This is a genomic window from Streptomyces sp. NPDC093544, assembly GCF_040683495.1.
Classification (GTDB): Bacteria; Actinomycetota; Actinomycetes; order Streptomycetales; family Streptomycetaceae; genus Streptomyces.
Window position 1 is genome coordinate 166,709 of record NZ_JBFBEA010000018.1, and the last position, 25,056, is coordinate 191,764.

The window sequence follows — 25,056 nt, forward strand, 5'->3', positions numbered from 1 at the left end:
CTACGCCTCCTTGGAGAACAGCGCCCGGCCCCACCAGTCGTCCTTGTCCCGGACGCCCGGTGGGATCGCGAAGATCGCCGAACCCACGTGCTGGATGTACTCGTTGAGCGTGTCGATGGACAGGCTGCGCTGCACCGGGATGAAGCCGGTGCGCACATCGCGCTGGTACGCGAGGAAGAACAGGCCCGCCTCCAGACGGCCGAGGCTGTCCGTGCCGTCGGTGAAGGAGTAGCCGCGGCGCAGGAGCGTCGCCCCGTGGTTGGAGTCGGGGTGCGCGAGCCGTACGTGCGCGTCGGGCTTCATCGCCTTCAGGAACGGCTCGTCGCGCTCCTTCGCCTTGCCGACGGGGGCGCCCTCGGCCTTGTCGCGGCCGAAGATGTCCTCCTGCTCCTGGAGCGAAGTCCGGTCCCAGGTCTCGATGTTCATCCGGATCCGCCGGGCGACGAGGTACGAGCCCCCGGTCATCCAGGCCGCACCGTCCTTCGCGTCCCCCTCACTCACCCACACGAACTTCTTCAGCCGGTCGGTCTCCGTCCCCGCGATGTTGCGGGTGCCGTCCTTGAAGCCCATGAGGTTACGAGGGGTCTGCGCGTCCGGCGTCGTCGACGAGGTCTTGCCGAAGCCCAGCTGGGACCAGCGCATCACGACCTTGCCGAAGCCGATCCGGGCGAGGTTGCGGATCGCGTGCACCGCGACCTGCGGGTCGTCCGCGCACGCCTGGACACACAGGTCGCCGCCGCTGCGGTTCCTGTCCAGGTTCTCGCCCGCGAACTTCGGCAGGTCGACGAGGGCTTCCGGACGCTGGTCCGCCAGGTCGAACTTCTCGAACAGGGAAGGCCCGAAGCCGATCGTCAGCGTCAGTCGCGAGGGACTGAGGCCCAGCGCCTCACCGGTGTCGTCCGGCGGCGCCTCGGCGAGACCGCCGTACGCACCCTCGCCGACCGCCTGCCCGGTGGTGACCCGCCGCGCCGCCTCGGTCCAGTCCTTCAGGAGCTGGACGAACTCGGCGCGGTCGTCCGTCTTCACGTCGAACGCGGCGAAGTGCAGCCGGTCCTGCACGGGTGTCGCGATGCCGGCCTGGTTCGCTCCGTGGAAGGTGATCGCGGCGCCGGACTCGGCGGCCGGTTCCACATCACTGCCCGTACGGGTCATCGCCACCGCGCCACCGGCAGCGGCGGCACCGAGCGCGAGACCCGCGCCGCCCCAGCCGATCAGCGAGCGCCGGGAGGGGGTGGGACCGGTGGAGGTGTCCGTCATGGTGGTCCCCCGACTACTTCACGACGACGGCGGCGGCGAGCTTGGACAGGGGCTCGGCGAGCGCGTTGACCGCGTCCGAGAGCTCCTTGCGGTCGGCGTCGGCGACCTTGTCGTACGAGGTGAACTCGTAGGAGGTCTTGTCCGCGCGGTACTTGTCGAGCAGCGTGTTCAACGCAGCGAACTGCTTGTCCAGTTCCTTCGTCAGCGCCGCGTCGTTCTCGGTGGCGACCGGCTTGAGGAGGGTGTACGACTCCTGCGCGCCCTCGACGTTGGCCTTGAAGTCGACCAGGTCGGTGTGCGAGTAGCGCTCCTCCTCGCCGGTGACCTTGCCGGTGGCGACCTCGTCGAGGAGTTCCTTGGCGCCGTTGGCCATGGAGGTCGGGGTGATGTCGGCCTTGCCGACGCGCTTCTGCCAGTCGGTGAGGTCCGTGACCAACTGGTCGGCGAGGGTCTTGTCCTCGGCGGTGATCTTCTTGTCCTGCCAGAGGGACTTCTCCAGGCGGTGCCAGCCGGTCCACTTCTGGCCGTCCTCCAGGCCGTTCGCGCGGACGTCGACCTTCGGGTCGATGTCACCGAAGGACTCGGCGACCGGCTCGGTGCGCTCCCAGCCGATGCGCGAGGGCGCGTACGCTTTCTTCGCGGCCTCCAGATCGCCGGCCTTGACGGCGTCGGTGAAGACCTTGACCTTGGGCAGCGTCTCGTCGGCCTGTGCCTGCGCGTACGAGCGGTAGGCGGCGACGGCCTTGTCGAGCCGCGGGTCACGCTTGGCGACCGTGCCGCCGGTGACCTTGACGTCCTGGCGGATGCCGTCGCCCTTCATGCCCGGCTTGCAGGCGATCCGGTAGTCACCGGCCTTCACCTCGGCGGTGACCGTCTGCTTGGTGCCCGGGCCGATGTTCTCGCGCTCGGTGACGATCCGGTCGTCCGGGAAAAGGAGGTAGACCTCGGTCACCTTGGAACCCTTGTTCTCCACGGAGATCTTGACGTGCCCGGCGGGGAGCTCCGTCTTGGACACCTCGCACGTGGAGTCGGTGGCGGTCACCTCGATGAGGTTGTCACTGCTCGACGCATCGCTCTTCTCGGTGCAGCCCGTGACGGCGGTCAGAACCGCCGCGCCGGCGACGGCTGTGGCGACGGAGAGTCGGACGGGACGCATTAAGGCTCCAGGCGGGGCTCGGCGGGTGCACGGAAACGGCAAAGATCGAGGTGAGGCGTACCTAACTTATCTGAGGCTTACCTGAGTGGTACCCGTCCGTTCAGTGATTCAGCTCTCACGGACGGTGTATGAGCGCGGCCTGATCACGGCGGCTCAATCCGCATCCCATGGAACGGTAAACAGCTGGTCAAGATCGGCGGCGTGGAGCGACCAGGACCTCGCCGGTGCGCGGATGCGGAAACACCTCGACCGGCTGCTTGTAGACGTCCGAGAGCAACTCGTCGGTGAAGATCCCGGCCGGCGGCCCGTCGGCCACCGCGCGCCCGGCACACAGCACCACCACCCGGTGCGCGTACGCCGCCGCGAGCCCCAGATCGTGCAGCACCACGACCACGGCGTCCCCCGCATGCGCCCTCTCCCGGCAGACCCGGAGCACCAACTCCTGGTGCCGCAGGTCGAGAGCGGCCGTCGGCTCGTCGAGCAGCAGCAGGGGAGCGCGCTGGGCGAGCACCCGGGCGAGCGCGACCCGCGCCCGCTCACCGCCGCTCAGCGCCGAGAAGGGACGGTCCGCGAACGGTGCGACCTCCGTCGCCGCCATGGCGTCGGCCACGGCCACATCGTCGTCGTCGGACTGCCCGGCCCAGGGTGCCCGGCCCATTCGTACGACCTCGTCGACCGTGAACGGGAAGGAGAGCGTGGCGGACTGGGGGAGCACGGCCCGGCGCAGGGCGAGTTCGGGCGCGGACCACTGTGCGGCTGGGCGGCCGTGGACGCGTACGACTCCGGCGGAGGGCCGCAGATCGGCGGCCAGAGCGCCCAACAGGGTCGACTTTCCAGCGCCGTTGGGGCCGACCAGAGCGAGGACCTCGCCGGCCCGGGCACTGACGTCCACGCCGCACAGCACCTCGCGGGCGCCGAGCCGGACATGGAGCCCTTCGGCCTCGGCGAGTACGTCGCCGGGCGCGGCCGGGGGAGGGGGCGTGGGGCGCCCCGTACGCGGAAACCTCATGCCCAGCCTCCTTGCCTACGACGGGTCCTGCGCAGCAGCCAGAGGAAGAACGGGCTGCCGAGCAGGGCGGTGAGGACGCCCAGCGGGAGTTCGGCGGGGACGGCGACGGTACGGGCCGCGAGGTCGGCGCCGAGCAGCACGAGCGCGCCGCACAGCGCGCTGGCCGGAACGAGGAAGCGGTGCCCCGGTCCCGCCGCCATCCGCAGCAGATGCGGCACGACGAGACCGACGAAGCTGATGATCCCGGAGACACTCACGGCCGCCGCGGTCAGCAGGGCGATGACGAACACCAGGATGATCCGCAGCCGCTCCACGTCCACGCCCAGATGCCGGGCGGGCCGCTCGCCGAGCGCCAGGAGGTCCAACCGCCGGGCGTACAAGGGCGCGAGGGCCAGACCGGCGACCGCGCAGGGCAGTACGGCGAGCACCTTGGGCCAGGTGGCCTGGGAGAGCGAGCCCAGCTGCCAGAAGGTGATCTGGTTGACCGCCGCGGTGCTCTCCGCGAAGAAGATGAACAGCCCGATCAGCGCACCCGCGAAGGCGTTCAGCGCGATACCGGTGAGGATCAGCGTCACCACCTCCGTCCGTCCGCCGGAGCGCGACATCGCGTACACGAGCAGCACCGTGCCAAGACCCGAGACGAAGGCGAAGGCCGGGATGGTCCACGTACCGAGGAAGTTCAGACCGAGCGAGATCGCGGCGACCGCGCCCACCGCCGCGCCCGAGGAGACGCCGATGACCCCCGGCTCGGCGAGCGGATTGCCGAACACGCCCTGCATCAGCGCGCCCGCACAGCCCAGCGAGGCCCCGACGAGCAGCGCGAGCACGATCCGCGGGAAGCGGACGTTCCACAGCACGGACTCCGCGACCCGGTCCAACTCGGCGCCACCCAGGCCGATCCGGTGCTGCACGGAACCGAGTACGTCACCGGTGGGGATCGGATAGGCGCCGAGCCCCGCGGCGACGGGGACCAGTACGAGGAGGGCGGCGACGAGTCCGGCGGTGAGGAACCAGGTGGTGCCACGGGTGGCGCGGGCGCGGGAGTCCGTGGGGGCTCCAACGGCCTTTCCTGGTACGGCCTTTCCGCGTACAGCCCTTCTGTGTACGGCCTTTCCGGGTACGGGCTCGTCGGCCACGGCGTCTTCAGGTGCCGACTCTTCAGGTGCCGCCCGTTCGGGCACCGCCTCTTCGCGCACCGTCACTTGGTGTCCCCGTACAGCTGCTCGACGATCGACTTCAGGACCTCGTCCGTGCGCGGCCCGTAGTTGAGGAGCACCCCGTCCTCGATCGAGACGACCCGGCGTTCCATCCCGGCCGGGGTCTGCGCGACACCGGGGATCTTGACGAGGCCGTCGATCCCGCCGACCGACTCAAGTCCCTTGGTCATCACGAGGATCGCGTCCGGCGCGGCCTGGGCCAGAGCCTCGGTGGTGATGGTCGCGAAGTCCTTCTCCAGGCCCGACTCGGCGCCCGCGTCCACCGCTCCTGCCGCTTCGAGCAGCGAGGTGGCTCCCGAGCCCTTGCCGCCGATGAGATAGACGGAGGCGGAGCCGCGGAGGTAGAGGAAGGCGACGCGCGGATGCTCCTCGCGGGCCGGAATCGCCTTGCGTACGGCGGCGATCCGGTCCTCCGAGCGCTGGGTGAGCCGCTTGCCGTCGGCCGGTACGCCGAGGGCGTCGGCCACCGCCCGGATGCGCGGGCCGACGTCGTCGAGGCCCTGCGCCGGGCCGACGACCAGAACGGGGATGCCCGCGTCGCGGATCTGCTCCATGGCCTCGTCGGGTCCGGTCGTCGTCTCGGCGAGGACGAGGTCCGGCTTGAGGGAGAGGACGCTCTCCGCCGAGACGTCGTGGTTGCGGGTGACGACCGGCAGCTTCTCCGCCTGCGCGAAGGTGGCGGTGATGTCACGGGCGACGACCCGGTCACCGAGCCCGAGCGTGAAGACGATCTCGCTGAGGCTGCCGGAGAGCGGGACGATCCGGTCGGCGGCCCGGACCGTCACCTTCTTGCCGTCGGACGAGCTGACGGTGACGGGGAGTTGGGGCTTCGCGGGATCGGCGAGGGGTTCGACGCGGTCGGCGGTGGCGGAGGGAGAGGTCTTGTCGGTCGACTCCGCGCTCTCGGCGGAGCCTCCGCATCCGGTCGCGGCCGTCAAGAGGGCGAGTGCGGACAGCAGGGCGCCCCCCAATCGTGTGCGCCGACGATGCGCTGTCCCGTCCCTCATCCTCATCCTCGTCCATCCATCCTCTCGGTCTTCATCCGGCTCTCGGCCTTCATCCGGCCTCTTCCGGCACGTGCGGGCATAGCTTAGGTTAGCCTTACCTTCCCCGCCAGAAGTGGCCGGATCCTGACTTCGTACCCGGAGGACACCCATGCCCGTGCGCCTGAGGGCCCTGATCACCGCGGTCTGTGTGACCGCGCTCGGAGCTCTGCTGGGGGCGCTGCTCCCCGCCACCGCCGCGCACGCCGCCGGCCGCAGCGTGCAGGGCGGCCGGCTCGACTGGGGAATCAAGTCCTCCTTCCAGAGCTATGTCACCGGGCCCATCGCCAAGGGGAGTTACTCCCTCACAGGCGGGGCGGCCACGGTCGGCGGAAGTCAGTTCCGCTTCCACTCGGCGACGGGTACGTACGACGGCGGCACCGGCTCCTTCTCCTCCTCCTTCTCTGGCGGCGTCCACTTCGTCGGGCACAAGGAGGACGACGGCACGTATCAGCTCGACCTGACGATCAGCCGCCCCACCGTCCGTATCTCCGGCGGCAGCGGCACCCTCTACGTCGACATCATCAGCAAGGTGAAGGGCACCGGGGCGGTCACGACGTCCTCGCAGGTGCCCTTCGCCTCCCTCTCCGTGGGCGGGATCGACATGTTGGGCGGCGGCAATGCTGTCCAGCTCAACAACCTTCCTGCCACGCTGACTTCGCAGGGCGCGCAGTCCTTCGCCGGGTACTACACGGCCGGGACCGCGCTGGATCCGGTGAGCCTGTCCGTGGACGTACAGGCGGCGGCCAAGCCGAAGGCGTCGAGCACCCCTACGCCTACGCCCACGAAGTCGGCCGAGAAGAAGGAGACTTCGGGCGCCATCGCGAACGGCGCCGTCGACTGGGGCGTGCGCCGCACCTTCCGCGAGTACGTCACCGGCGACATCGCCCAGGGCAAGTGGACCCTCTCGTCGGGCGCCCAGGACGGCGGCGCGCTCTTCCGCTTCCCCGCCGGCAAGGGGACGTACAAGAAGGACGCACGCTCGCTGGAGGCGGAGTTCGAGGGCGCGGTGCGCTTCACCGGCGAACAGGGCCTCGACCTGTTGCTGAGCGGCCTCCGAGTGACCGTCGAGGACGCCAGGGGCACCCTGTACGCCGATGTGACGAGCGCGGACTTCACCGGCAAGAAGGTCGCGCTCGCCACCTTCACGGCGAAGGATCTCGCCCCGAAGAGCGACCTCGTCGCGCTGACCGAGGTGCCGACGAAGCTCACCGCCCAGGGCGCCAAGGCCTTCGGTGGGATGTACCAGGCGGGCACGGCGATGGATCCCCTCTCGCTCGCCGTCGCCCTCACCGACGACGCGGCCCTGCCCGCCTTGCCCGACCTGGGCAGCTCGACCACCGCGAGCGAATCCCCTTCGGCCCTTGAGACGGCGACCGAAGCCAAGACCGACACGACCGAGGCCGCCGCGAACACCTCCGACGGCGCACCGGTCCTTCCCCTCGGCCTGGGAGCCGGCGTCCTGCTGCTGGGGGGCGCGGCCCTCGCGTTCGCCGTCCGCAGGCGCCGTACCCGAACGGCCACCGCGGTCCCCGACGAGGACTGAACCCCCTTACACCGTCCGCCCTTTGGCGGACCACCCACCAAGGAGAACCACCGCCATGCCCGCCAGAGCACGCCGCCCTCTCGCCCTCGCCGCAGCCGTCGCCACGGCCGCCGCACTGGGCGCCACCGCGCTCGCCACCGCCGGCGCGACCACCGCCGCGGCGGCCGAAACCCCTCTCACCGGCTACGAGTTGACGTGGGGGATCAAGCAGTCGTTCCGCACCTACGTGACCGGGATCGCGGCCGGCACCTTCACGCCCGCGGAGGGCGCCACGCAGGCCGCGAGCAACGGCGCGTTCACCTTCGTGGACGGGACCGGCACCTACGACACCGAGGGGCACACGCTCGACCTCGGCTTCAAGGGCAGCCTGAACATCGTCTCCAAGGCGCACGGCTTCGACATCACCCTGTCCGACGTGAAGTTCGACAGCGCCACCACCGAGATCACCGCCGACGTGACGAAGACGAGCACGACGCCGGGCGCGACGCCGGTCACCACGAAGTCCGAGGACGCGCCGCTCGCCACGGTGACCGTCACCCGGGACATGAAGGACATGGCGACGAAGCTGACGGCGGAGGCGGCGGACGTCTTCGGTAGCGCGAGCTACGAGAACGCGGCCGGGGACCCGTTGACGCTGGTGCAGAAGACGACGCCGACGCCGACGCCCACCCCGACCCCGACCCCGACGAAGACCACGACGCCGACCCCGACCCCGACCCCGACGAAGACCACGACGCCCTCGCCCACGCGGACGACCAGCGCCTCGCCCTCCGAGACCTCCGCCACCAAGGGCGAGATCGTCGACGGCACGCTCGGCTGGGGCGTGAAGGAGTCCTTCCGCTCTTACGTCGTGGGAAGCGTCGCCAAGGGCAAGATCGCCGCGTCCGGCGGCGCCACCCAGGGCACCGGAAACGGCGTCTTCACCTTCGTCGACGGCACCGGCACCTATGACACCGACGCCGACACCCTCTCCGCCGCCTTCGCGGGCGCGGTGAACTTCAAGGGCCACGAGACGAACGGCGAGTACGGCCTCGACCTCACCCTCAGCGACCTCAAGACCGAACTCGACGGCGGCGCGGGCGAACTGACCGCCGACGTCGACAGCCTCGGCGAGAAGTCCGCGGACGTCGTCCTCGCGAAGCTCAAGGCCGCGTCGGGCCAACTGACGGTCCAGGACGGCGTGATCGAGCTCGACGACGTCACGGCCACGCTGACGGACTCCGGCGCGAAGGCGTTCGGCGGGTTCTACACGGCGGGTACCGAGCTGGACCCGGTGGACCTGGCCGTCGCGGTCGACGAGGACGCCCAACTGCCGGACGATGACGGCGAGTCGACCACAGGCGGCTCCGGTACCTCGGGTGGCTCGGGCACGTCAGGCACCACGGGCGGCACCGGCACGACCGGCTCCACGACCGGCTCCACGACTGGCTCCACAACCGGCGGCACGAGCGGTTCGCTCGCCTCGACCGGCTCGGACGTACCGGTCGGCGCGCTCGGCGCCGCGTCCGCGGTGGTCGTCGCGGCGGGCGCCGGTGTGGTGGTCGCGACGCGCAGGCGGCGTACGGTGTCCTAGCCCGTGTCCACCGGCGCCACTGACCTTTCAGCCCGCCCCGGCCCTGGCCGCTCTTCGGCGGTTCCGTGGACTGGGGCGGGCTCGTTGTGCGAGTGGTGTTTGAATGCCGGAGTGACTGACTACGACGTGCTGCGGGTCTTCTGCGGGCCAGGCGGGCGATACGGCAACGAACTCGGGGTCGTCCGAGAGGGCTCCCACATGCCGGACATCGAGGAGCGGCAGGCGTTCGCCGCGAAACTCGGCTTCAGCGAGACCGTGTTCGTGGACGACCCCGAGCGCGGGGTCATCGACATCTACACGCCCACGCTGCGGCTGCCGTTCGCCGGGCATCCCTGTGTCGGGACGGGCTGGCTGCTCGATGTGCCCGAACTGGTCACGCCTGCCGGGGTGGTGGGGGTTCGGCTGGACGGTGAGTTCAGCTGGATCGAGGCCCGTCCGGAGTGGCCGGAACCGCGCACGCTGCGCCAGTTCGCCACTTCTGACGAGGTGGACGCGCTGCCTGTGCCGCCCTCCGGGGAGTGGATCTACGCCTGGGCATGGGAGGACGAGGCCGCGGGCCGGATCCGCGCCCGTGGGTTCCCCGGGCGCGGGGACGGCATCGAGGAGGACGAGGCCACGGGGGCGGCGGCCCTCCAGCTGACGGCTCGGCTGGGGCGGGCGCTCAACATCGTCCAGGGGGCCGGGTCGCAGATACTTACGGCGCCGCAGCCGGGGGGATGGGTTGAGGTGGGGGGTCGGGTGCGGTTGGTACGGGGGTGAGGGTGAAGGGGTTTCCGCCCCCTCCGCCCCTACCCTTCCCGTACCTGGGGGCTCCGCCCCCAGACCCCCTTGTCGCGCTGGACGCGCTCGTCCTCGAACGCCGGACGGGCTGGAACGTCACGCGGTCAGGGGGAACTCCTCCCCGAGAGCGTGGAAGACGTCGGTGTTCAGGGCGAAAGCCCGCTTGCACTCCGTCACGATCCGCTGCTTCTCCAGGTCGTCGGCATGGATGGCGTCCAGGAGCTCGCGGTAGTTGCGCTTGAAGGCGGCGGGGTTGGTGATCTCCTCGAAGACGTAGAACCGGACGCCGTCGCCCTTGCGGGCGAAGCCCCAGGTCTGTTCGGCCTTGCCGCGGATGATCTGGCCGCCGGAGAGGTCGCCGAGGTAGCGGGTGTAGTGGTGGGCGACGTAGCCGCCGGGCCAGGTGCGGGCGCACTCGGCGATGCGGGACGCGTATGCCTGGGTCGCGGGCAGGGCGGTGAGGGCCGCGCGCCAGTCGGGGCCACGGAGGTGGGCGAGGTCGGCCTCCAGGGCGGCGCGGCGCGACAGTTCGGGCTGGACGAAGGGTCCGGCCACCGGATCGGACGCCAGCTTTCCGGCGTGCGTCTCCAGCGCCTCGTACACGAACCACAGCTGCTCGGTGTAGCGCGCGTACGCGTCGACCCCGAGCCTGCCGCCGAGCAGGTCGCTCATGAACGTCGAGGTCTCCGCCTCCGTGTGCTGCTCGTGCGAAGCGGTGCGGATGAGCGTCGAGAACGCCGTACCCGACGAGTTCATGGTGGACCTCCGGTGGTGAAGGGAAAGACAGCAGCAAGTCGGATTTTCTATGGTTAGCCTTACCTAAGTCAACTGGTTCCCGACGTGCTGTCGGTAAAAACGTACCCTGGATCCCGATCAGACCCACATGAAAAAGCCCGCCCCGGGAACAGGGCGGGCTGTGAGGCTCGGAAGTACGTGGGGGGATCGGGGGCTACGGCAGGGTGTCCGGGGTCACGGCAGGGTGAGGATCTCCGCGCCGCTGTCGGTGACGACCAGCGTGTGCTCGAACTGCGCCGTCCGCTTCCGGTCCTTCGTCACGACCGTCCAGCCGTCGTCCCACATGTCGTACTCGTGTGTGCCGAGCGTGAGCATCGGCTCGATCGTGAAGGTCATCCCGGGCTGGATGACGGTCGTCGCGTGGGGGCTGTCGTAGTGCGGAATGATCAGCCCGGAGTGGAAGGAGGAGTTGATCCCGTGCCCCGTGAAGTCCCGGACCACCCCGTACCCGAAGCGTTTCGCGTACGACTCGATGACGCGCCCGATGATGTTGATCTGGCGGCCCGGCTTGACCGCCTTGATGGCACGGTTCAGCGACTCGCGGGTCCGCTCGACGAGCAGTTTGCTCTCCTCGTCGACGTCACCGACGAGATAGGTGGCGTTGTTGTCGCCGTGGACGCCGCCGATGTACGCCGTCACGTCGAGGTTGATGATGTCGCCGTCGCGCAGCACCGTGGAGTCGGGGATGCCGTGGCAGATGACCTCGTTGAGAGAGGTGCACAGCGACTTGGGGAAGGCGCGGTAGCCGAGGGTCGAGGGGTAGGCGCCGTGGTCGCACATGTAGGCGTGCGCGACCCGGTCCAGCTCGTCCGTCGTCACACCGGGTGCGATGAGCTTCGCGGCCTCGGCCATCGCCCGCGCGGCGATCCGCCCGGCGATCCGCATCGCCTCGATCGTCTCGGGCGTCTGCACCTCCGGGCCGGTGTACGGCGTGGGAGCGGGCTTGCCCACGTACTCGGGGCGCCTGATGTTTCCCGGGACGGAACGGGTGGGAGAGAGCTCCCCTGGTACGAGCAGCGACTGGCCAGACATGCCAGCGAGTCTAACCAGCGGGCGTGGGGGACCATGTCCGTGGCGAAAGGAGCCGGTCATGGCCCTCTTCAAGAAGCGCACCGTCGGCAAGCCCGGCGAGTGGTACTACTGCCTGGAACACAAGACCGTCGAGGAAGGCCCCGACTGCCCGGGCAAGGACCGCTTCGGTCCCTACGCCTCCCGGGCCGAGGCTCAGCGCGCGATGGAGATCGCCCGCGAACGCAACCTCGAATGGGAGACGGACCCGAAGTGGCACGACGCGAAGGGTGCGGCGCCCGGCCCTGACGAGGACTGAGCCCGCGGGCGGGCTGCGGCCCGCCGGCGGCCTGTGGGGCGGGGTGGGGCGGCGACCCGCGGCCGCCGATGGTGCTCAGCCCGCGCTGGGGGCCTGCACCTGTCAGCTGACAGTCACGGGGGTGCGGGTGGTGCGGGTGGTGCGGGTGGGAAAAAGAGCCCGGCCACAGGCCGGGCTTCCCCCCACCGGCGTCAAGCCGAGGAAACCCCGCTGACCGCCCGCCGCGCCTCCCGCATCCGCCGCGCGTGCGGATTCGTCCGTACGTCGTATGTCATCAGCTTCGGGAGGCACAGCGCCAGCAGCCCCACCGCGCCCACGCAGAGCAGCCCGCCCGCCCAGATCGAGGTCCGGACACTCGTCCACGCGGCCATTCCGCCCGCACGGACCTGCCCCAGCTGGGGCCCGGCGGAGTAGGACAGCAGCTCGATCCCGGCGAGCCGGCCCCGCAACTCGTCCGGGATCGTCTGGTTCCACATGGCGGCCCGGAAGATCCCGCTGACCATGTCGAAGGCGCCGCCGAGGGCAAGGAAGAGCAACACCAGCCATACGTTGCCCACCGCACCCGCGGCGACCATGGCGAATCCCCAGCCGGCCGCCGAGACGATCACCATCCGCCCGTGCCGGTGGACCCGCGAGGCCCACCCACTGGTGAGGGTCACGAGCAGCGCCCCGGCCGGCAGTGCCGCGTACATCAGCCCCAGCGACCACTCGGCGTCGAGCTCGTCGGCGAGGAAGGGCAGCAGGGCGAGCGGCATCGCGAAGAACATCGCGGCGAGATCGATGGCGTACGTGCCGAGGAGCTCCTTGCGGCTCCACGCGTACCGCGCGCCCTCCGCGATGGACCGCAGCGACGGCTTGGCGGCCTCGTGCGCGGCGGGCGAGGCGGCGAGCCCGACGATCAGTACCACCGACATCACGAAGGTCGCGAGGTCCACGGCGTACGCCCAGCCGAGCCCGGCGTATGCCACGACGACACCGGCGAGCGCCGGACCCGCGACACCGCCGACCGTCCAGCGCAGGGAGTTGAGGGAGGCCGCGGCCGGCAGGTGCTCGTGCGCCACGATCCGCGGGAGGAGCGAGTCCAGCGCGGGGCGCTGGACCGCGCCGAGTGCCGAGGAGAGCGCGGCGATCACGTACAGGGGCCACACCATCGGGTCCGGCAGCAGCGCGTTCACCAGTAGTCCCGCGCACAGCACCCCCTGCCCGGCTTCGGTGTAGACGATCAACTTCCGCTTGTCCAGGGCATCGGCGAGCGCCCCGCCGTACAGCCCGAACACCACCATCGGCACCAGTTCCACGGCCCCGATCGCGCCCACCGCCGCCGCGGACCCGGTCAGTTCCTTCATCTGCACCGGCAGCGCGACGAAGGTCAGGAAGCTCCCGAAGCTCGTGATCAACCCGGCTGTCCACACCCGACGGAACTCGGCGGAGGCCCGCCAGGGTGCGAGGTCGGGCAACAGCGAACGGAGCCCGGGTGAGGGGGCGGAGTGTGCGGGGTCGTCGTCGGTCACGACGGGCCATGCTGGGCGAGGCTCCGGCATGAGGCAACTGCATTTCGGCTACGGGGGCCACCGACGGCTGCTCACCCCAGGCGGCAGCGGGTCCGAGCCGGCCCGCCGCAGGCGAGGCGGAGGGGCGAGTCGGGTGGGCGGGCGCGAAAGGTGGTGCGAGGGTGTTCGCCGCAGGCGGGAAGGGAGGCCGAGTCGGATGGGCGGGTGGGGAAGGTCACCACCGAGCCGACGGCGGAGCCGTCAGCTGGTCCGCGAGCCGGGACAGCCGGTCCCGGAAGCGCCGCCGCCCCCGCGGCGAGGGCAGCGCGTTCTCACCGGCCGCCGCGCTGACGAGGTGCTGCATGGTGTCCAGGTCGAGATCGGAACTGTCCGGCACGGCCAGCGCCTCGTGCGCCAGCGCCCCCAGTTCGCGGTCCCCCGCGTCGAGCGCCAGCACCGTCGCCCCGGCTCGGCGGGCGTCATGAACCCGCTCCAGGAGCGGCGCACCGGGCGCGTCCGGGGACACCACGAGCAGCGTCTCCCCGCGCCGCGCGGCCTCGATACGCCCGAGCCCCACCGCCAGGTGGGCCGGATCCGAGCCCCGCGCCGCATGCCGCACCAGCGTCGGCGACAGCTCCGGCGTCCCCGACCACGCCGCCTCGTCAACCAGATGCGCGGCGAGATGCCAGGGCTCGTACTCCTCCGTACCCACCAGCAGCAACCCGCCCCCGTACGACACCACGGACCCCCGCAGCACCCCCGCGAACCGCCGTGTGGCCCCCAACCACTCGGTCCCGGCAAGCACTTCGCGCAGCAACGCGACCCGTACGGCATCCATGGACACGCATCCTGCCGCAACCGGCCACTCGTGACACGGAGTTCACCCCGAATTACCCCAAGTTGGGCAACGGGCCGAATCAAGCGGTAAGAAGAGACGCATGACAAGCACCGAGGACATCGAGGGCAGCGGGACCACAGGGAGCACAGGGATCACCGGGATCACCGAGAACATCGATAACATCGAGAACATCGAGACGTCCGTCCCCTTCAAGGCAGGCCAGGAAGGCTACGCAAGCTTCCGTATTCCGGCCGTTGTCGCCACCCCCGGCGGGACTTTGCTCGCCTTCTGCGAGGGCCGGGTCGGCTCCCGGGAGGACTTCGGGAACATCGCCATCGTGCTGAAGCGGTCCACGGACGGCGGCCGCACCTGGGGCCCGCTCCAGGTCGCCGCCGAGAACGGCGAGCACCTCGCAGGCAACCCGGCCCCCGTCGTCCTCGACACCGGCCGTGTCCTGCTCGTCCACGTCCGCAACGCGGCCCTCGCCACCGAGGACGCCATCCGCCGCGGCGAGGTGTCGGCCGCCGACGGCCGCCGCGTCTGGATCCAGCACAGCGACGACGAGGGCCTCACCTGGTCCAGCCCCGTGGACATCACCGCGCGGACGAAGAGGGAGACCTGGCGGTGGTACGCCACCACGCCGGGCCACGCCCTCCAGCTGGCCTCCGGCCGGGTCGTCGTCCCCGCCAACCACTCCCTACCGCCGAAGGGCACGGACAACGGCACCGAGGGCAGGTACAACGGCGGCCACTGCCTGCTGAGCGACGACGGCGGCCGGACCTGGACCATCGGATACGTCGACGACAACACCAACGGCTACATCAACGTGAACGAGACCACCGCCGCCGAACTCCCCGACGGACGCGTCTACTTCAACACCCGCAACGACTCCACCGCCCCCGGCACCCGCGCCGACGCCTACTCCCACGACGGCGGCGAAACCCTGGCCAAACCCTTCCGCCCGCAGGCAGGCCTCACCGCACCCGTCGTCCAGGCCAGCCTGCTCCAGCTCCGCGACCCCGACCTGCTCCTCTGCTCCAGCCCCGCCGCCCCCGGCTACCGCGCCCTGATGACCGTCCGCGCCTCCACCGACGACGGCGTCACCTGGCGCCCCGCGCACACGGTCGACGGACTGCCCGCCGCGTACTCCGATCTCGTCCGCGTCGACGCCGCGACCGTCGGACTCCTCTACGAGACAGGCGACTTCGGCGCGTACGAGACGATCACCTTCCGGCGCATCCCCGTGCGGGCTCTCACCTGACCCGCACACCCGGGATCCACGCACGTAAAGTCGGCCCATGACCTCTACTGACAACGCACCGAACGCCGCCCAGAAGGCCCCCGCCAAGGACCCCTGGGACCTCCCCGACGTGTCCGGGCTCGTCGTCGGCGTACTCGGCGGCACCGGCCCCCAGGGCAAGGGCCTGGCCTACCGGCTCGCCCAGGCCGGCCAGAAGGTGATCATCGGCTCGCGTGCCGCGGACCGCGCGCAGAGCGCCGCCGCGGAACTCGGGTACGGCGTCGAGGGCGCCGACAACGCCGAGTGCGCGCGGCGCAGCGACATCGTGATCGTCGCGGTGCCGTGGGACGGACACGGCAAGACCCTGGAGTCCCTGCGCGAGGAACTGGCCGGCAAGCTCGTCGTCGACTGCGTCAACCCCCTCGGCTTCGACAAGAAGGGCGCGTACGCACTGAAGCCGGAGGAGGGCAGCGCCGCCGAACAGGCCGCCGCCCTGCTCCCGGACTCGCGGGTCACCGCGGCCTTCCACCACCTGTCGGCAGTCCTCCTCCAGGACCCGGAGATCGCGGAGATCGACACCGACGTGATGGTCCTCGGCGAGGAGCGCGCGGACGTCGAGATCGTGCAGGCGCTAGCCGGACGCATCCCCGGCATGCGCGGCGTCTTCTCCGGGCGGCTGCGCAACGCCCACCAGGTCGAGTCCCTGGTCGCCAACCTGATCTCGGTGAACCGGCGGTACAAGGCCCACGCGGGCCTGCGGGTGACGGACGTATAAGCGGCGTGGGGGACACTGGTGGCCAGCAGTGTCCCCCCGACAGGAGCCGATCTCATGTCCCTCTTGCCCCCACCCGCCCCGGCCCGGCGACTCGCCTTCTACGCATTCGCGGTCTGCGTCCTGGCCGTCGCCGCGGCGGTGGTCTCCTTCGTCCAGGGCAGCTGGCTCGGGATCGTGTGGGTGCTGCTGGCCGGACTGTCGTCGAACATGACGTGGTACTACGCGCGGCGCGGGAAGACGCGTGCGGGGTCGGGGTCCGTCACTGGTTGACGGTGCAGTATTCGTTGACGCCGTCCCAGAAGCGGTACAGGTTCTGACCGCAGTAGCGCTCGACGTCGTCGATCCCCAGGCCGCCCAGGATCCAGTAGATCGCGTCGAAGAACTCGGTGTTCACCGACGGGATCCACAGCACCGCGAACACGGCGAGCAGGCCGAACGGCGCGAACGGCTCCACCTGGCGGCGGACGCCGTACGACAGCCAGGGCTCGATGACGCCGTAGCCGTCGAGGCCCGGCACCGGCAGGAAGTTCAGGATCGCGGCCGTGATCTGGAGCATCGCGAGGAACGCCAGCGCGTAGCGGAAGGGATCCGGCACCCCGTCCAGGGCGCCCAGCCAGAACGGCGCCGTGCAGACGATCGCGAAGAGGACGTTCGTCAGCGGGCCCGCCGCCGAGATCAGACTGTGCTTCCAGCGGCCCTGGATCCGGCTCCGGTCGATGAAGACCGCACCGCCCGGCAGACCGATCCCGCCCATGATCACGAAGATCACCGGCAGTACGACGCTCAGCAGCGCGTGCGTGTACTTGAGCGGGTTGAGCGTCAGATAGCCCTTCGCGCCGATCGAGATGTCCCCGCTGTGCAGGGCGGTGCGCGCGTGGGCGTACTCGTGCAGACAGAGCGAGACGATCCACGCCGCCGTCACGAACAGGAACACGGCCAGGCCGGGTTGCTCGGCGAACCCGGTCCAGGTCGCCCAGCCGGTCACCGCCGTCACGGCCACGATCCCGATGAAGACGGGGCTGATCCTCCGGTCACTGCGCCGGGAGGCTGTGGTGGTCATGGGGTGGGGCTCCTGGGGTGGGCTGGGGGGTGTGCGGTCGACCGTACCGGTGGTCTGGGAAGAACGTCCTGCGGACGGCCAGAGGTTCCTGACAGCCGCTACGCTGCAACTGATTCGACTGAGGAGATGCCTGCCGTGACGACCGCAGACCTCCTCCTCCACTTCTCCCGGTTCACACGGGTCCGAAACCCGGAAGCGGGGCCGGGGCGTCACCAGTGACAATGGACCCCGTGCGCTACCGCATTCTCGGCACCACCCAGGCACTCCGCCCCGACGGCACGCCCGTCCCGGTCGGCGGGGCGCGGCTGCGTGCTCTGCTGACCGTGCTCGCGCTGCGACCGGGACGGACCGTGCCGGTGTCCGTCCTGGTCGAGGAGGTGTGGGACGGCGACTCGCCCGCGGACGCGTCGGCCGCGCTCCAAGCGCTGGTCGGGCGGCTGCGCAGGGCGCTCGGCGCGGACGCGGTGGACTCGGTGGACGGCGGCTACCGGCTGACCGTGGGCCGGGACGACATCGACCTGCACCGTTTCGAGCGGCTGGCCGGCGACGGAACCCGGGCGCTGGCCGACGGCGACCCCGCGAAGGCGGCGGTCGTCCTCGACGACGCCCTCGCGCTGTGGCACGGCCCGGCCCTCGCCGACCTCCCCGACCGCACCTCCGAGGCGGCCCGCTGGGAGACCCGCCGCCTCGATGTGCGCCGCGCCCGCTTCACCGCGGCCCTCGCCCTCGGCGACGCCGAACAGTCCCTGCCCGAACTCACCGCCCTCTGCGACAGCCACCCCCTGGACGAGCCCCTCCAGGCCCTGCGGCTGCGCGCCCTGCGCGACGCGGGCCGCCCGGCGGAGGCCCTGGCCGCGTACGAGTCCGTACGACAGCTCCTGGCCGACCGCCTCGGCTCCGACCCGGGACCCGAACTACGCGCCCTGCACACCCAGTTGCTGACCCCGGCGCAGCCGAGCACCCCCGCGCCGCGACCCGCCCGTCCCGGCAACCTCCGCGCCCGTCTCACCTCCTTCGTCGGACGCGAGGCCGACATCGACACCATCCGTGGCGATCTCGCGGCGGCACGGCTCGTGACCCTGCTCGGGCCCGGCGGGGCGGGGAAGACACGGCTGTCGCAGGAGGCGGCGGAGGCCGTGGAGTACGCGGCACGGGACGGGGTGTGGCTGGCCGAACTCGCCCCGGTGGATGACCCGAAGGCCGTGCCCGAGGCCGTGCTCACCGCCGTCGGCGCGCGCGAGACCGTGCTGCGCGGTGCCGGCGCCGAAGAGATGCGGGCGGTCTCCGACCGGAACGACGACCCCCTCAACCGGCTCGCCGAGCACTGTGCCAAGCGCCGCATGCTGCTGATCCTCGACAACTGCGAGCATGTCGTGGACGCCGCCGCACACCTCGTCGAGGAGCTCCTTGAGCGCTGCCCCGGACTGACGGTGCTCGCCACCAGTCGCGAACCCCTCGGCGTACCGGGGGAGTTGCTGCGCCCGGTGGAGCCGCTGCCCGAGCCCGTGGCGCTGCGGCTGCTCGCCGACCGTGGGGCGGCGGCCCGGCCGGGATTCCGGATCGAGGACGATCCGGAGGCGGCCGCCGAGATCTGCCTGCGCCTCGACGGCCTGCCGCTCGCCATCGAACTCGCCGCCGCCCGGCTGCGGTTGCTCACCGCGCGGCAGATCGCCGACCGTCTCGACGACCGGTTCCGCCTGCTGACCTCGGGGGCCCGTACGGTCCTGCCGAGGCAGCAGACCCTGCGCGCGGTCGTCGACTGGTCCTGGGACCTGCTCGACGAGGACGAACGCGACGTGCTGCGGCGGCTGTCCGTGTTCGCCGGCGGCTGCTCCCTCGCCGCCGCCGAGGCCGTCTGCGGACCCGCCGCACTGGAGTCGCTGGGTTCCCTTGTCGACAAGTCCCTTGTCGTGGCCGCCCCTTCGGCGGACGGCGGGATGCGCTACCGGCTCCTGGAGACCGTCGCCGAGTACGCTGGCGAGCGCCTCGACGAGTCCGGCGACCGGGCCACCGCCGAGCGCGCCCACCTCACGTACTACCGCGAACTCGCCCGTACCACCGACCCCGAACTGCGCGGCCACGGTCAGGCCGCGGCGATCGCGCTCCTTGAACGTGAGTACGAGAACCTGCGCACCGCGCTGCGGCACGCCGTCACCGAACGCGACGAGCAGGAGGCCGTCTGCCTCGTCCTGTCGCTGAACTGGTACTGGCAGATGCGCGATCAGCGCATCGAGGCCCGCACCTGGTCCTCCGAGGTCATGGCCCTCGGCCCCGACCCGTTCGCACCGCCCGCGCGCCCGGCCGCCCCGCTGTACGAGAGCGTCACGGCCACCCCGCCGCCGCTGAGTGCGGAGGTCCTGGAAGAGGCGCGGCGCGGTGTGAATCTGGTCCATCTCGCCGGTATGGACATGGACTTGGAGGCCTGGCAGACCCCGGAGGCCCAGGCGAGGCTGCGGGTTGTCGCCGAGACCTACCGGCCAGGCCTCCCGCAGACCTGCCGCAGCCCCGGCAGCCTCTGGTTCTACGCCGTCCTGCTCACCGGCGACATGGACCGGATGCGCTCCGTCATCGACGTGACCGTCGCCACGTGCCGCGAGCTCGGCCTCGAATGGGAACTCGCTGTCGCCCTCCAGATGCGCGCCAACATCCTCGCCAACCGCGCCGACTGGGCGGGCGACGCGACCCGCGACGCCGAGGAGTCGCTGGAGATCTTCGGCCGTGTCGGCGACGCCTGGGGTGCCGCCGAGGCGCTCTCGGCGCGCGGTGAGGCCCATGAGCGCAAGGGCGAGTACCGTCTCGCCGCCGCGGACTACGCGGAGGCGACGGCGTACGCCGAGCGGCTCGGTGCCCGCGCCCAGGCGGCCGTGCTGAGCGTCCGCCTCGGCACCATGTACATGGAGCTGGGCGAGCCCGAGCGGGGCGAGCGGATGCTGCGTGAGGTGCTCGCGCAGGACCACGGCGCTGTCAACGAGGCCATGCCCGCGGGCCGGCTCTTCCTCACCACGTGGCTCGGCCGCACCGGCCGGATCGCCGAGGGACGCGAGCAGTTGCGACTGCTCCGCGAGGAGTTCGGGGCCAGCACATTCGTGATCTTCGACGGGTTCGTGATGGGGGTGGACGCCTGGCTGGACGCGCTCGACGGACAGTACGCGGACGCTCGGGACAAGGCCCGGCGGGCCGTGGAGCGGTCCCTGGACCCGCTGTCGCGGATGATCACGCCGAACGTGATCTCCACACATCTGACCACCGCCGTCATCGCCGTCACCGGTCTGTACGGTGCCGACCGCGCCCGCGACGCGGCCCGGCTCCTGGGCGCCGCCGACCACTTCCTGCCGCCAGGTCACTTCGCGGCCCCCGTGGAGGAAGAGATGCGAGCCCGGGCGGAGGCGGGTCTGCGGGCCGTACTCGACGACGCGGCGTACCGGGCCGCGTACGCCGAAGGCGGCGGGCTCTCCATGGAGGAGGCCGCCGCCCTCATCTGACGCGGACCGGGGAAGTCGCTTGACGCGGACCGCGGAAGTCGGTCGCTGAGCCGAACGTCAGCTCTTGGTGCGGAACTTGTGGATCGCGATCGGTGCCATCACCGCGGTGAGGGCCGCCGACCAGCCGAGGGTCACCCACAGGTCGTGCGTGACCGGGCCGCCGACCATCAGCCCTCGGGCGGTGTCCGCCAGGGCGGACAGCGGGTTGTAGTCGGTGAACTTCTGCAGCCAGCCCGGCATCGACTGGGTCGGCGCGAAGATCGACGATCCGAACTGCAGCGGCATCAGCACCAGGAAGCCCATGGCCTGCACGGACTGCGCGCTCTTCATGATCACGCCGAGCGTGAGGAACACCCACATCAGCGCCGAGCCGAACACCGTGGACAGGGCCACGGCGGCGAACAGACCGGGCCAGTTGGTGATGTCGAAGCCCACGAGGACGCCGACCACCATGAGGACCGTGGTCGCGAACAGCATCCGCATCAGTTCCACCGCGATCTTGGCGAACAGCACGGAGCCGCGTCCGATCGGCAGGGACCGGAAACGGTCCATGACCCCGGTGTTGAAGTCCTGGTTGAAGCCGGTGCCGACCCCCTGGGCCATGTTCATGCCCATCATGGCCATCAGGCCGGGCACGACGTACTGCACGTACGCCTCCTGCCCGCCGCCCAGCGACTGCCCGATGGAGCCGCCGAAGACGTACACGAACAGCAGGGTGAAGATGACCGGGAACAGGATCGCGTCGAACATCGACTCCGGGTCCTGGCGGATCCACAGGAGGTTGCGGCGGACGAGAGCACCGGTGTGGCGCAGATGCGCGCGTAGCGGGATGCGGGCGTCGGCCGTGAAGTCGGCTTTGGAATCGGCCTTGGAATCGGGGGTGAGAGTGGCGGCGGTCATACGGAGACTTCCTCGCGTGCGTCGGTGGGCGCAGTGTCCTGCGGGGCACTCGCGCGGTGGCCGGTGAGGGACAGGAACACCTCGTCCAGGCTGGGCAGTTCGGTGCTGATGGAGGAGATGGTGATACCCCGCGCGATGACCGCTCCGGTCACGGCGGTGAGCTGCTCGTCGCTGAGGATCGGAACCAGTACGGCGCCGCGCTCGATGTCCACGGTCGTGCTGGCGAGCCCGGTGATGCCGAGGCCGTCCAGATCGGCGGCGAGCGGACGCAGTTGCAGCGGGTCGGCCGGGCGGATGCGCAGGGTACGGCCGCCGACACGGGACTTGAGCTCCTCGATCCGGCCGTTCGCGATCACCTTGCCGCGGTCGACGACGGTCAGCTCGGAGGCGAGTTGCTCGGCCTCCTCCATGTACTGGGTGGTGAGCAGCACGGTCACACCCTCCCCGACCATGCGCTTCACCTCGTGCCACACCTCGTTGCGGGTGCGCGGGTCGAGCCCGGTGGTCGGTTCGTCGAGGAAGAGGACGGTCGGCTGCCCGATCATGGAGGCCGCCAGGTCCAGCCTTCGTCGCATACCGCCGGAGTACGTGCTCGCAGGCCGCTTGGCCGCATCGGTGAGCGAGAAGCGCTCCAGCAGTTCGTCGGCGCGGGCCCGGGCGTCCTTGCGGGACAGATCGAGGAGCCGGCCGATCATGTAGAGGTTCTCCCAGCCCGGGAGCTTCTCGTCGACGGAGGCGTACTGCCCGGTGAGACCGATCACCCGGCGCAGCTGCCGCGGCTGCTGTACGACGTCGTAGCCGGCGACGGTGGCTTGGCCGGCGGTCGGGGCCAGGAGGGTGGACAGGATACGGACGAGGGTGGTCTTGCCGGCGCCGTTCGGCCCGAGCACACCCATCACGGTGCCCTCGCGCACGTCCAGGTCCACGCCGTCCAGCGCTTTGGTCTCGCCGTAGTGCTTGACCAGCCCCCGTACGGTGACGGCGCTCTGGCCGTTTCGGGGCTTGTTGTCGATTCGCGTCATGACCATCAAGGTGCCAGCCGCCACCGACAAACCACCGACAGCCTGCCCACAGCCGCCTACAGGCCACCGACAGGTGGGTGTCTTCTCCTGTCGGTCCTGATGTCATCGCAGGTCAGCCCTGTTGTACGAGGGGTCGCGCCGGATCCGCCGACCACTCCTCCAGGGAGCCGTCGTACAGCGTGACGTCCGTGCGGCCCAGCAGTGTCAGCGCCAGGGCGGCGCCGGCCGCGGAGATCCCGCCGCCGCAGTACAGGACGACGGGGGAGGCGGTGTCGTCGAGCACCGCCCCGACGCGCGCGGCGAGTTCGGCGCGCGGCAGGAACCGCCCGGCCTCGTCGAGCAGACCCCGGCCGGGCAGGTTCAGGCTGCCGGGGATGTGCCCGCGCCGCGAGTACCGGGTGGGCGCACTGCCCTTGAACCCGGACTCCGGAAGGGCGCATACGAGCGTCCCGGGCCGCTCACCGCGTACAACGGCGTCCACGTCGGGGAGGGACGCCCAGGCGTGGGGGAGGGGGACGGGGGTGAGTGTGCGGTTCGTGGGTCCGGGGGTGAGGGTGCCGTTCGACTGTCCGGGCTCCGTCGGTCCCGGCCCCTCCTGTCCGGGCTCCGTCGGTCCGGGCCCCTCCTGTCCGAGCTCCGTCGGTCCGGGCCCCTCCTGTCTGTGCTCCGTCGGTCCGGGCTCCGCAGGTCCGTGCTCCTCCTGCCCGGCGACGACCGGCCGCCCGGCCGCGTCCCAGGCCCCCAGGCCCCCGTCGAGTACCGCCGCCGGTACGGAGATCGCCCGCAGCATCCACCACAGCCGGGCCGCCCAGATGCCGCCGCCGCTGTCGTAGGCGACTACCTCGCTGCCGTCCCGTACGCCGAGCCGCTGGAGCGCGGCGGCCAGCGCCTGAGGCGCGGGAACCGCGAAGTGGTACGGCGCCGAGTGGTCGGACAACTCGCCCGTGAGATCCGCGTGCCGGGAGCCCGGAATGTGCCGCCCGGCCCACTGGGCGTGGCCGCTGCCGGAGCGGTGGTCGCCGTCGTGGCCGGGTGAGGGAAGCAGCGCGGTGGCGTCGAGGACGACCAGCCGGGGGTCGTCGAGGCGGGCCGCGAGCCAGGCGTCGTCGACCAGCGGCCCGGGAAGCAGGGGGCCGGGCAGCGAGGGTGCGGGGGGCGGGGCGTCGGTCATGGCCGGATGCTAACGCGGAGGTATGTGCGGAGTGAGTCCCTGAGCTGCGATATCTCGCTTGCTGGGCAGATTAGTCCCACATTGTGGATCGTGCTTGCGCAAGGACGGCAGCCGGGGGTTATGGTTTCGGACATCTACGCGGGAGCCCCTACCCGGTTGGGCTGAGAGGGCGTCTGGGATCCGAGTCGGCAATGGCCGGCCACGATCCCCATGGGAACGCCGACCGCACCACTTGACACTCAGAGGCTCCGCCTCAGTGCCCGCGTAGGAGTACCGCATGTCTTCAGCAGTCGAGCACCTCTGTCCCCCGGCGCCCGCCGTGGCGGCCCGCTCCTGTTGTTGACCTGGACCGGTCCCCCTTCTCCTCCCCTCCCTCTTTCTCGCTCACCAGGCCCGCACGCCTGAGTGCCGTACGTGGAGTTCCCCCATGTCGCACGTCCGAGTCATGCTCGACTACTTCCACCCCTGGCCGAATTCCGCCGGTCTGTACGTGGCCCGGGACCGCGGCTGGTACCGCGAGGCGGGCCTCGACGTGGAACTCGCCGTCCAGGATCCGGGACGCGGCGACACCTTGGAGTACCTCACCCGCGGTGAGGTGGACTTCGGCATCTTCCCGCCGAACCGCCTCCTCGCCCGCCGCGCCGCACACGCCCAGCCGCTGCTCGCCGTGGCCGCCGTCAACCACCGCGCCCTGGAAGCGATCCAGACCGCCCGCTCGACCGGGATCACCCGCCCCCGCGACCTCGCCGGGCGACGCCTCGCCTACAACCCGACCCCCCGCGGCCGCGCCATGGTCCGCCACCTCGTCGCGGCCGACGGCGGCGACCCGGACGCGGTGATCACCGTCGACGCCGGCTACCGCGAACTCACCGTCGACGACATCGCGTCCGGCGAGGCCGACGCCACCTTCGGCAACTACTGGTCCTGGGACGCGTTGCGCGGCGACCTTCCCGAGGACCGGCGGGTCACCTGGCCGGTCGACGAGATAGGCGCCCCCCGCTACCACAGCTACCTCCTCGGCACGAACGAGACCTTCGCCGGCACCCGTCCCGACCTGGTGCGCGCCTTCCTGTCCGCCACCGCCCGCGGCTACGCGGCGGCCGCCGCCGAACAGGACTACACCCGCTCCCTGCTGGAGCGCGTGATCCCCTACTTCTCCCGTCCCTTGATCGCCCGTTCCCTCGCCCTGGTCGCCCCGACCTGGACCGGCGCCGACGGCCGCTGGGGCGTGATCGACGAGACCCGCATGGGCCCGTACGCCGACTGGCTCGCCCGGCACGGCGCCATAGCGCACGCCCGCGACTGGGCGTCGTCGTACACGAACGACCTGCTCGAAGCCGCCCCGGTAGGCACCAAGTGACCTGCCAGGCAAGGG

The 25,056-nt window shown here is 71.0% G+C and carries 22 protein-coding genes; 9 read left to right on the plus strand and 13 right to left on the minus strand.

The window, feature by feature from the left end; genetic code table 11:
• The 5 genes from efeB to AB0N66_RS27150 all read right to left on the minus strand — a co-directional run bounded on the left by efeB (position 1) and on the right by AB0N66_RS27150 (position 5,646).
• On the minus strand, positions 1–1,257 hold the full coding sequence (efeB, locus tag AB0N66_RS27130; protein ID WP_365439752.1) for an iron uptake transporter deferrochelatase/peroxidase subunit: 1,257 nt from the start codon (positions 1,255–1,257) through the stop codon (positions 1–3).
• A 13-nt stretch (positions 1,258–1,270) separates the two neighbouring features.
• Positions 1,271–2,413, minus strand: a complete 1,143-nt coding sequence (efeO, locus tag AB0N66_RS27135) for an iron uptake system protein EfeO (protein WP_365439754.1) — start codon at positions 2,411–2,413, stop codon at positions 1,271–1,273.
• A gap of 187 nt (positions 2,414–2,600) precedes the next feature.
• Positions 2,601–3,422: a heme ABC transporter ATP-binding protein gene (locus AB0N66_RS27140; protein ID WP_365439756.1), complete on the minus strand. Its 822-nt coding sequence runs from the start codon at positions 3,420–3,422 to the stop codon at positions 2,601–2,603.
• Entirely contained in the window at positions 3,419–4,624 is a 1,206-nt protein-coding gene (locus AB0N66_RS27145) for an iron ABC transporter permease (RefSeq protein WP_365439758.1), read from the minus strand. The genes AB0N66_RS27140 and AB0N66_RS27145 overlap by 4 nt, the downstream gene beginning before the upstream one ends.
• Positions 4,621–5,646, minus strand: coding sequence for an ABC transporter substrate-binding protein (locus AB0N66_RS27150; protein ID WP_365439760.1), 1,026 nt, complete (start codon positions 5,644–5,646; stop codon positions 4,621–4,623). The genes AB0N66_RS27145 and AB0N66_RS27150 overlap by 4 nt, the downstream gene beginning before the upstream one ends.
• A gap of 148 nt (positions 5,647–5,794) precedes the next feature.
• On the opposite strand from AB0N66_RS27150, the gene AB0N66_RS27155 reads away from it, so the two are divergent.
• From AB0N66_RS27155 to AB0N66_RS27165, 3 genes are all read left to right on the plus strand, one after another.
• A complete protein-coding gene (locus tag AB0N66_RS27155) occupies positions 5,795–7,228 on the plus strand; it encodes an HtaA domain-containing protein (protein ID WP_365439762.1) in 1,434 nt (477 codons plus the stop codon).
• Positions 7,229–7,283: 55 nt separating this feature from the next.
• Positions 7,284–8,801: an HtaA domain-containing protein gene (locus tag AB0N66_RS27160; RefSeq protein ID WP_365439764.1), complete on the plus strand. Its 1,518-nt coding sequence runs from the start codon at positions 7,284–7,286 to the stop codon at positions 8,799–8,801.
• Between the two features lie 111 nt (positions 8,802–8,912).
• Positions 8,913–9,560: a PhzF family phenazine biosynthesis protein gene (locus AB0N66_RS27165; protein ID WP_365439766.1), complete on the plus strand. Its 648-nt coding sequence runs from the start codon at positions 8,913–8,915 to the stop codon at positions 9,558–9,560.
• Between the two features lie 117 nt (positions 9,561–9,677).
• Here the strand turns inward: AB0N66_RS27165 and AB0N66_RS27170 are convergent, their stop codons facing one another.
• Together AB0N66_RS27170 and map are read right to left on the minus strand one after the other, a co-directional pair.
• Positions 9,678–10,337: a biliverdin-producing heme oxygenase gene (locus AB0N66_RS27170; RefSeq protein WP_365439768.1), complete on the minus strand. Its 660-nt coding sequence runs from the start codon at positions 10,335–10,337 to the stop codon at positions 9,678–9,680.
• A 213-nt stretch (positions 10,338–10,550) separates the two neighbouring features.
• Positions 10,551–11,408, minus strand: a complete 858-nt coding sequence (gene map / locus AB0N66_RS27175) for a type I methionyl aminopeptidase (protein WP_365439770.1) — start codon at positions 11,406–11,408, stop codon at positions 10,551–10,553.
• Positions 11,409–11,466: 58 nt separating this feature from the next.
• Here map and AB0N66_RS27180 point away from each other — a divergent pair, with 58 nt between their 5' ends.
• Positions 11,467–11,703 (plus strand): hypothetical protein, encoded by a 237-nt coding sequence (locus AB0N66_RS27180; RefSeq protein ID WP_365439772.1) that lies wholly within the window; start codon positions 11,467–11,469, stop codon positions 11,701–11,703.
• A gap of 191 nt (positions 11,704–11,894) precedes the next feature.
• On the opposite strand, the gene AB0N66_RS27185 is transcribed toward AB0N66_RS27180, so the two are convergent.
• Together AB0N66_RS27185 and AB0N66_RS27190 are read right to left on the minus strand one after the other, a co-directional pair.
• Positions 11,895–13,214 (minus strand): MFS transporter, encoded by a 1,320-nt coding sequence (locus AB0N66_RS27185; protein WP_365439774.1) that lies wholly within the window; start codon positions 13,212–13,214, stop codon positions 11,895–11,897.
• Between the two features lie 214 nt (positions 13,215–13,428).
• Positions 13,429–14,031: a hypothetical protein gene (locus tag AB0N66_RS27190; protein WP_365439776.1), complete on the minus strand. Its 603-nt coding sequence runs from the start codon at positions 14,029–14,031 to the stop codon at positions 13,429–13,431.
• Positions 14,032–14,131: 100 nt separating this feature from the next.
• Here AB0N66_RS27190 and AB0N66_RS27195 point away from each other — a divergent pair, with 100 nt between their 5' ends.
• From AB0N66_RS27195 to AB0N66_RS27205, 3 genes are read left to right on the plus strand one after another with little or no spacing between them, the layout of a single operon-like run.
• Complete coding sequence (locus AB0N66_RS27195; protein ID WP_365439778.1) at positions 14,132–15,292, plus strand: sialidase family protein; 1,161 nt, start codon at positions 14,132–14,134, stop codon at positions 15,290–15,292.
• Between the two features lie 37 nt (positions 15,293–15,329).
• Positions 15,330–16,046: an NADPH-dependent F420 reductase gene (gene npdG / locus AB0N66_RS27200; RefSeq protein ID WP_365439780.1), complete on the plus strand. Its 717-nt coding sequence runs from the start codon at positions 15,330–15,332 to the stop codon at positions 16,044–16,046.
• A 54-nt stretch (positions 16,047–16,100) separates the two neighbouring features.
• Entirely contained in the window at positions 16,101–16,316 is a 216-nt protein-coding gene (locus AB0N66_RS27205; RefSeq protein WP_365439782.1) for a hypothetical protein, read from the plus strand.
• Here AB0N66_RS27205 and AB0N66_RS27210 read toward each other — a convergent pair.
• Positions 16,306–17,106 carry a site-2 protease family protein gene (locus AB0N66_RS27210; RefSeq protein WP_365439784.1) on the minus strand — a complete coding sequence of 267 codons (801 nt, stop codon included), beginning with the start codon at positions 17,104–17,106 and terminating at the stop codon, positions 16,306–16,308. The genes AB0N66_RS27205 and AB0N66_RS27210 overlap by 11 nt on opposite strands.
• Before the next feature lie 221 nt (positions 17,107–17,327).
• Here AB0N66_RS27210 and AB0N66_RS27215 point away from each other — a divergent pair, with 221 nt between their 5' ends.
• Positions 17,328–20,588, plus strand: coding sequence for a BTAD domain-containing putative transcriptional regulator (locus tag AB0N66_RS27215; protein ID WP_365439845.1), 3,261 nt, complete (start codon positions 17,328–17,330; stop codon positions 20,586–20,588).
• A 57-nt stretch (positions 20,589–20,645) separates the two neighbouring features.
• Here AB0N66_RS27215 and AB0N66_RS27220 read toward each other — a convergent pair whose 3' ends face one another.
• The 3 genes from AB0N66_RS27220 to AB0N66_RS27230 all read right to left on the minus strand — a co-directional run bounded on the left by AB0N66_RS27220 (position 20,646) and on the right by AB0N66_RS27230 (position 23,681).
• Positions 20,646–21,488 (minus strand): ABC transporter permease, encoded by an 843-nt coding sequence (locus tag AB0N66_RS27220; protein WP_365439786.1) that lies wholly within the window; start codon positions 21,486–21,488, stop codon positions 20,646–20,648.
• Positions 21,485–22,510: an ATP-binding cassette domain-containing protein gene (locus AB0N66_RS27225; RefSeq protein ID WP_365439788.1), complete on the minus strand. Its 1,026-nt coding sequence runs from the start codon at positions 22,508–22,510 to the stop codon at positions 21,485–21,487. The genes AB0N66_RS27220 and AB0N66_RS27225 overlap by 4 nt, the downstream gene beginning before the upstream one ends.
• Positions 22,511–22,622: 112 nt before the next feature.
• Positions 22,623–23,681, minus strand: coding sequence for a rhodanese-like domain-containing protein (locus AB0N66_RS27230; protein ID WP_365439790.1), 1,059 nt, complete (start codon positions 23,679–23,681; stop codon positions 22,623–22,625).
• 427 nt (positions 23,682–24,108) lie between these two features.
• Here AB0N66_RS27230 and AB0N66_RS27235 point away from each other — a divergent pair, with 427 nt between their 5' ends.
• Positions 24,109–25,041 (plus strand): ABC transporter substrate-binding protein, encoded by a 933-nt coding sequence (locus AB0N66_RS27235; protein WP_365439792.1) that lies wholly within the window; start codon positions 24,109–24,111, stop codon positions 25,039–25,041.
• The last annotated feature ends 15 nt before the right edge of the window (positions 25,042–25,056 follow it).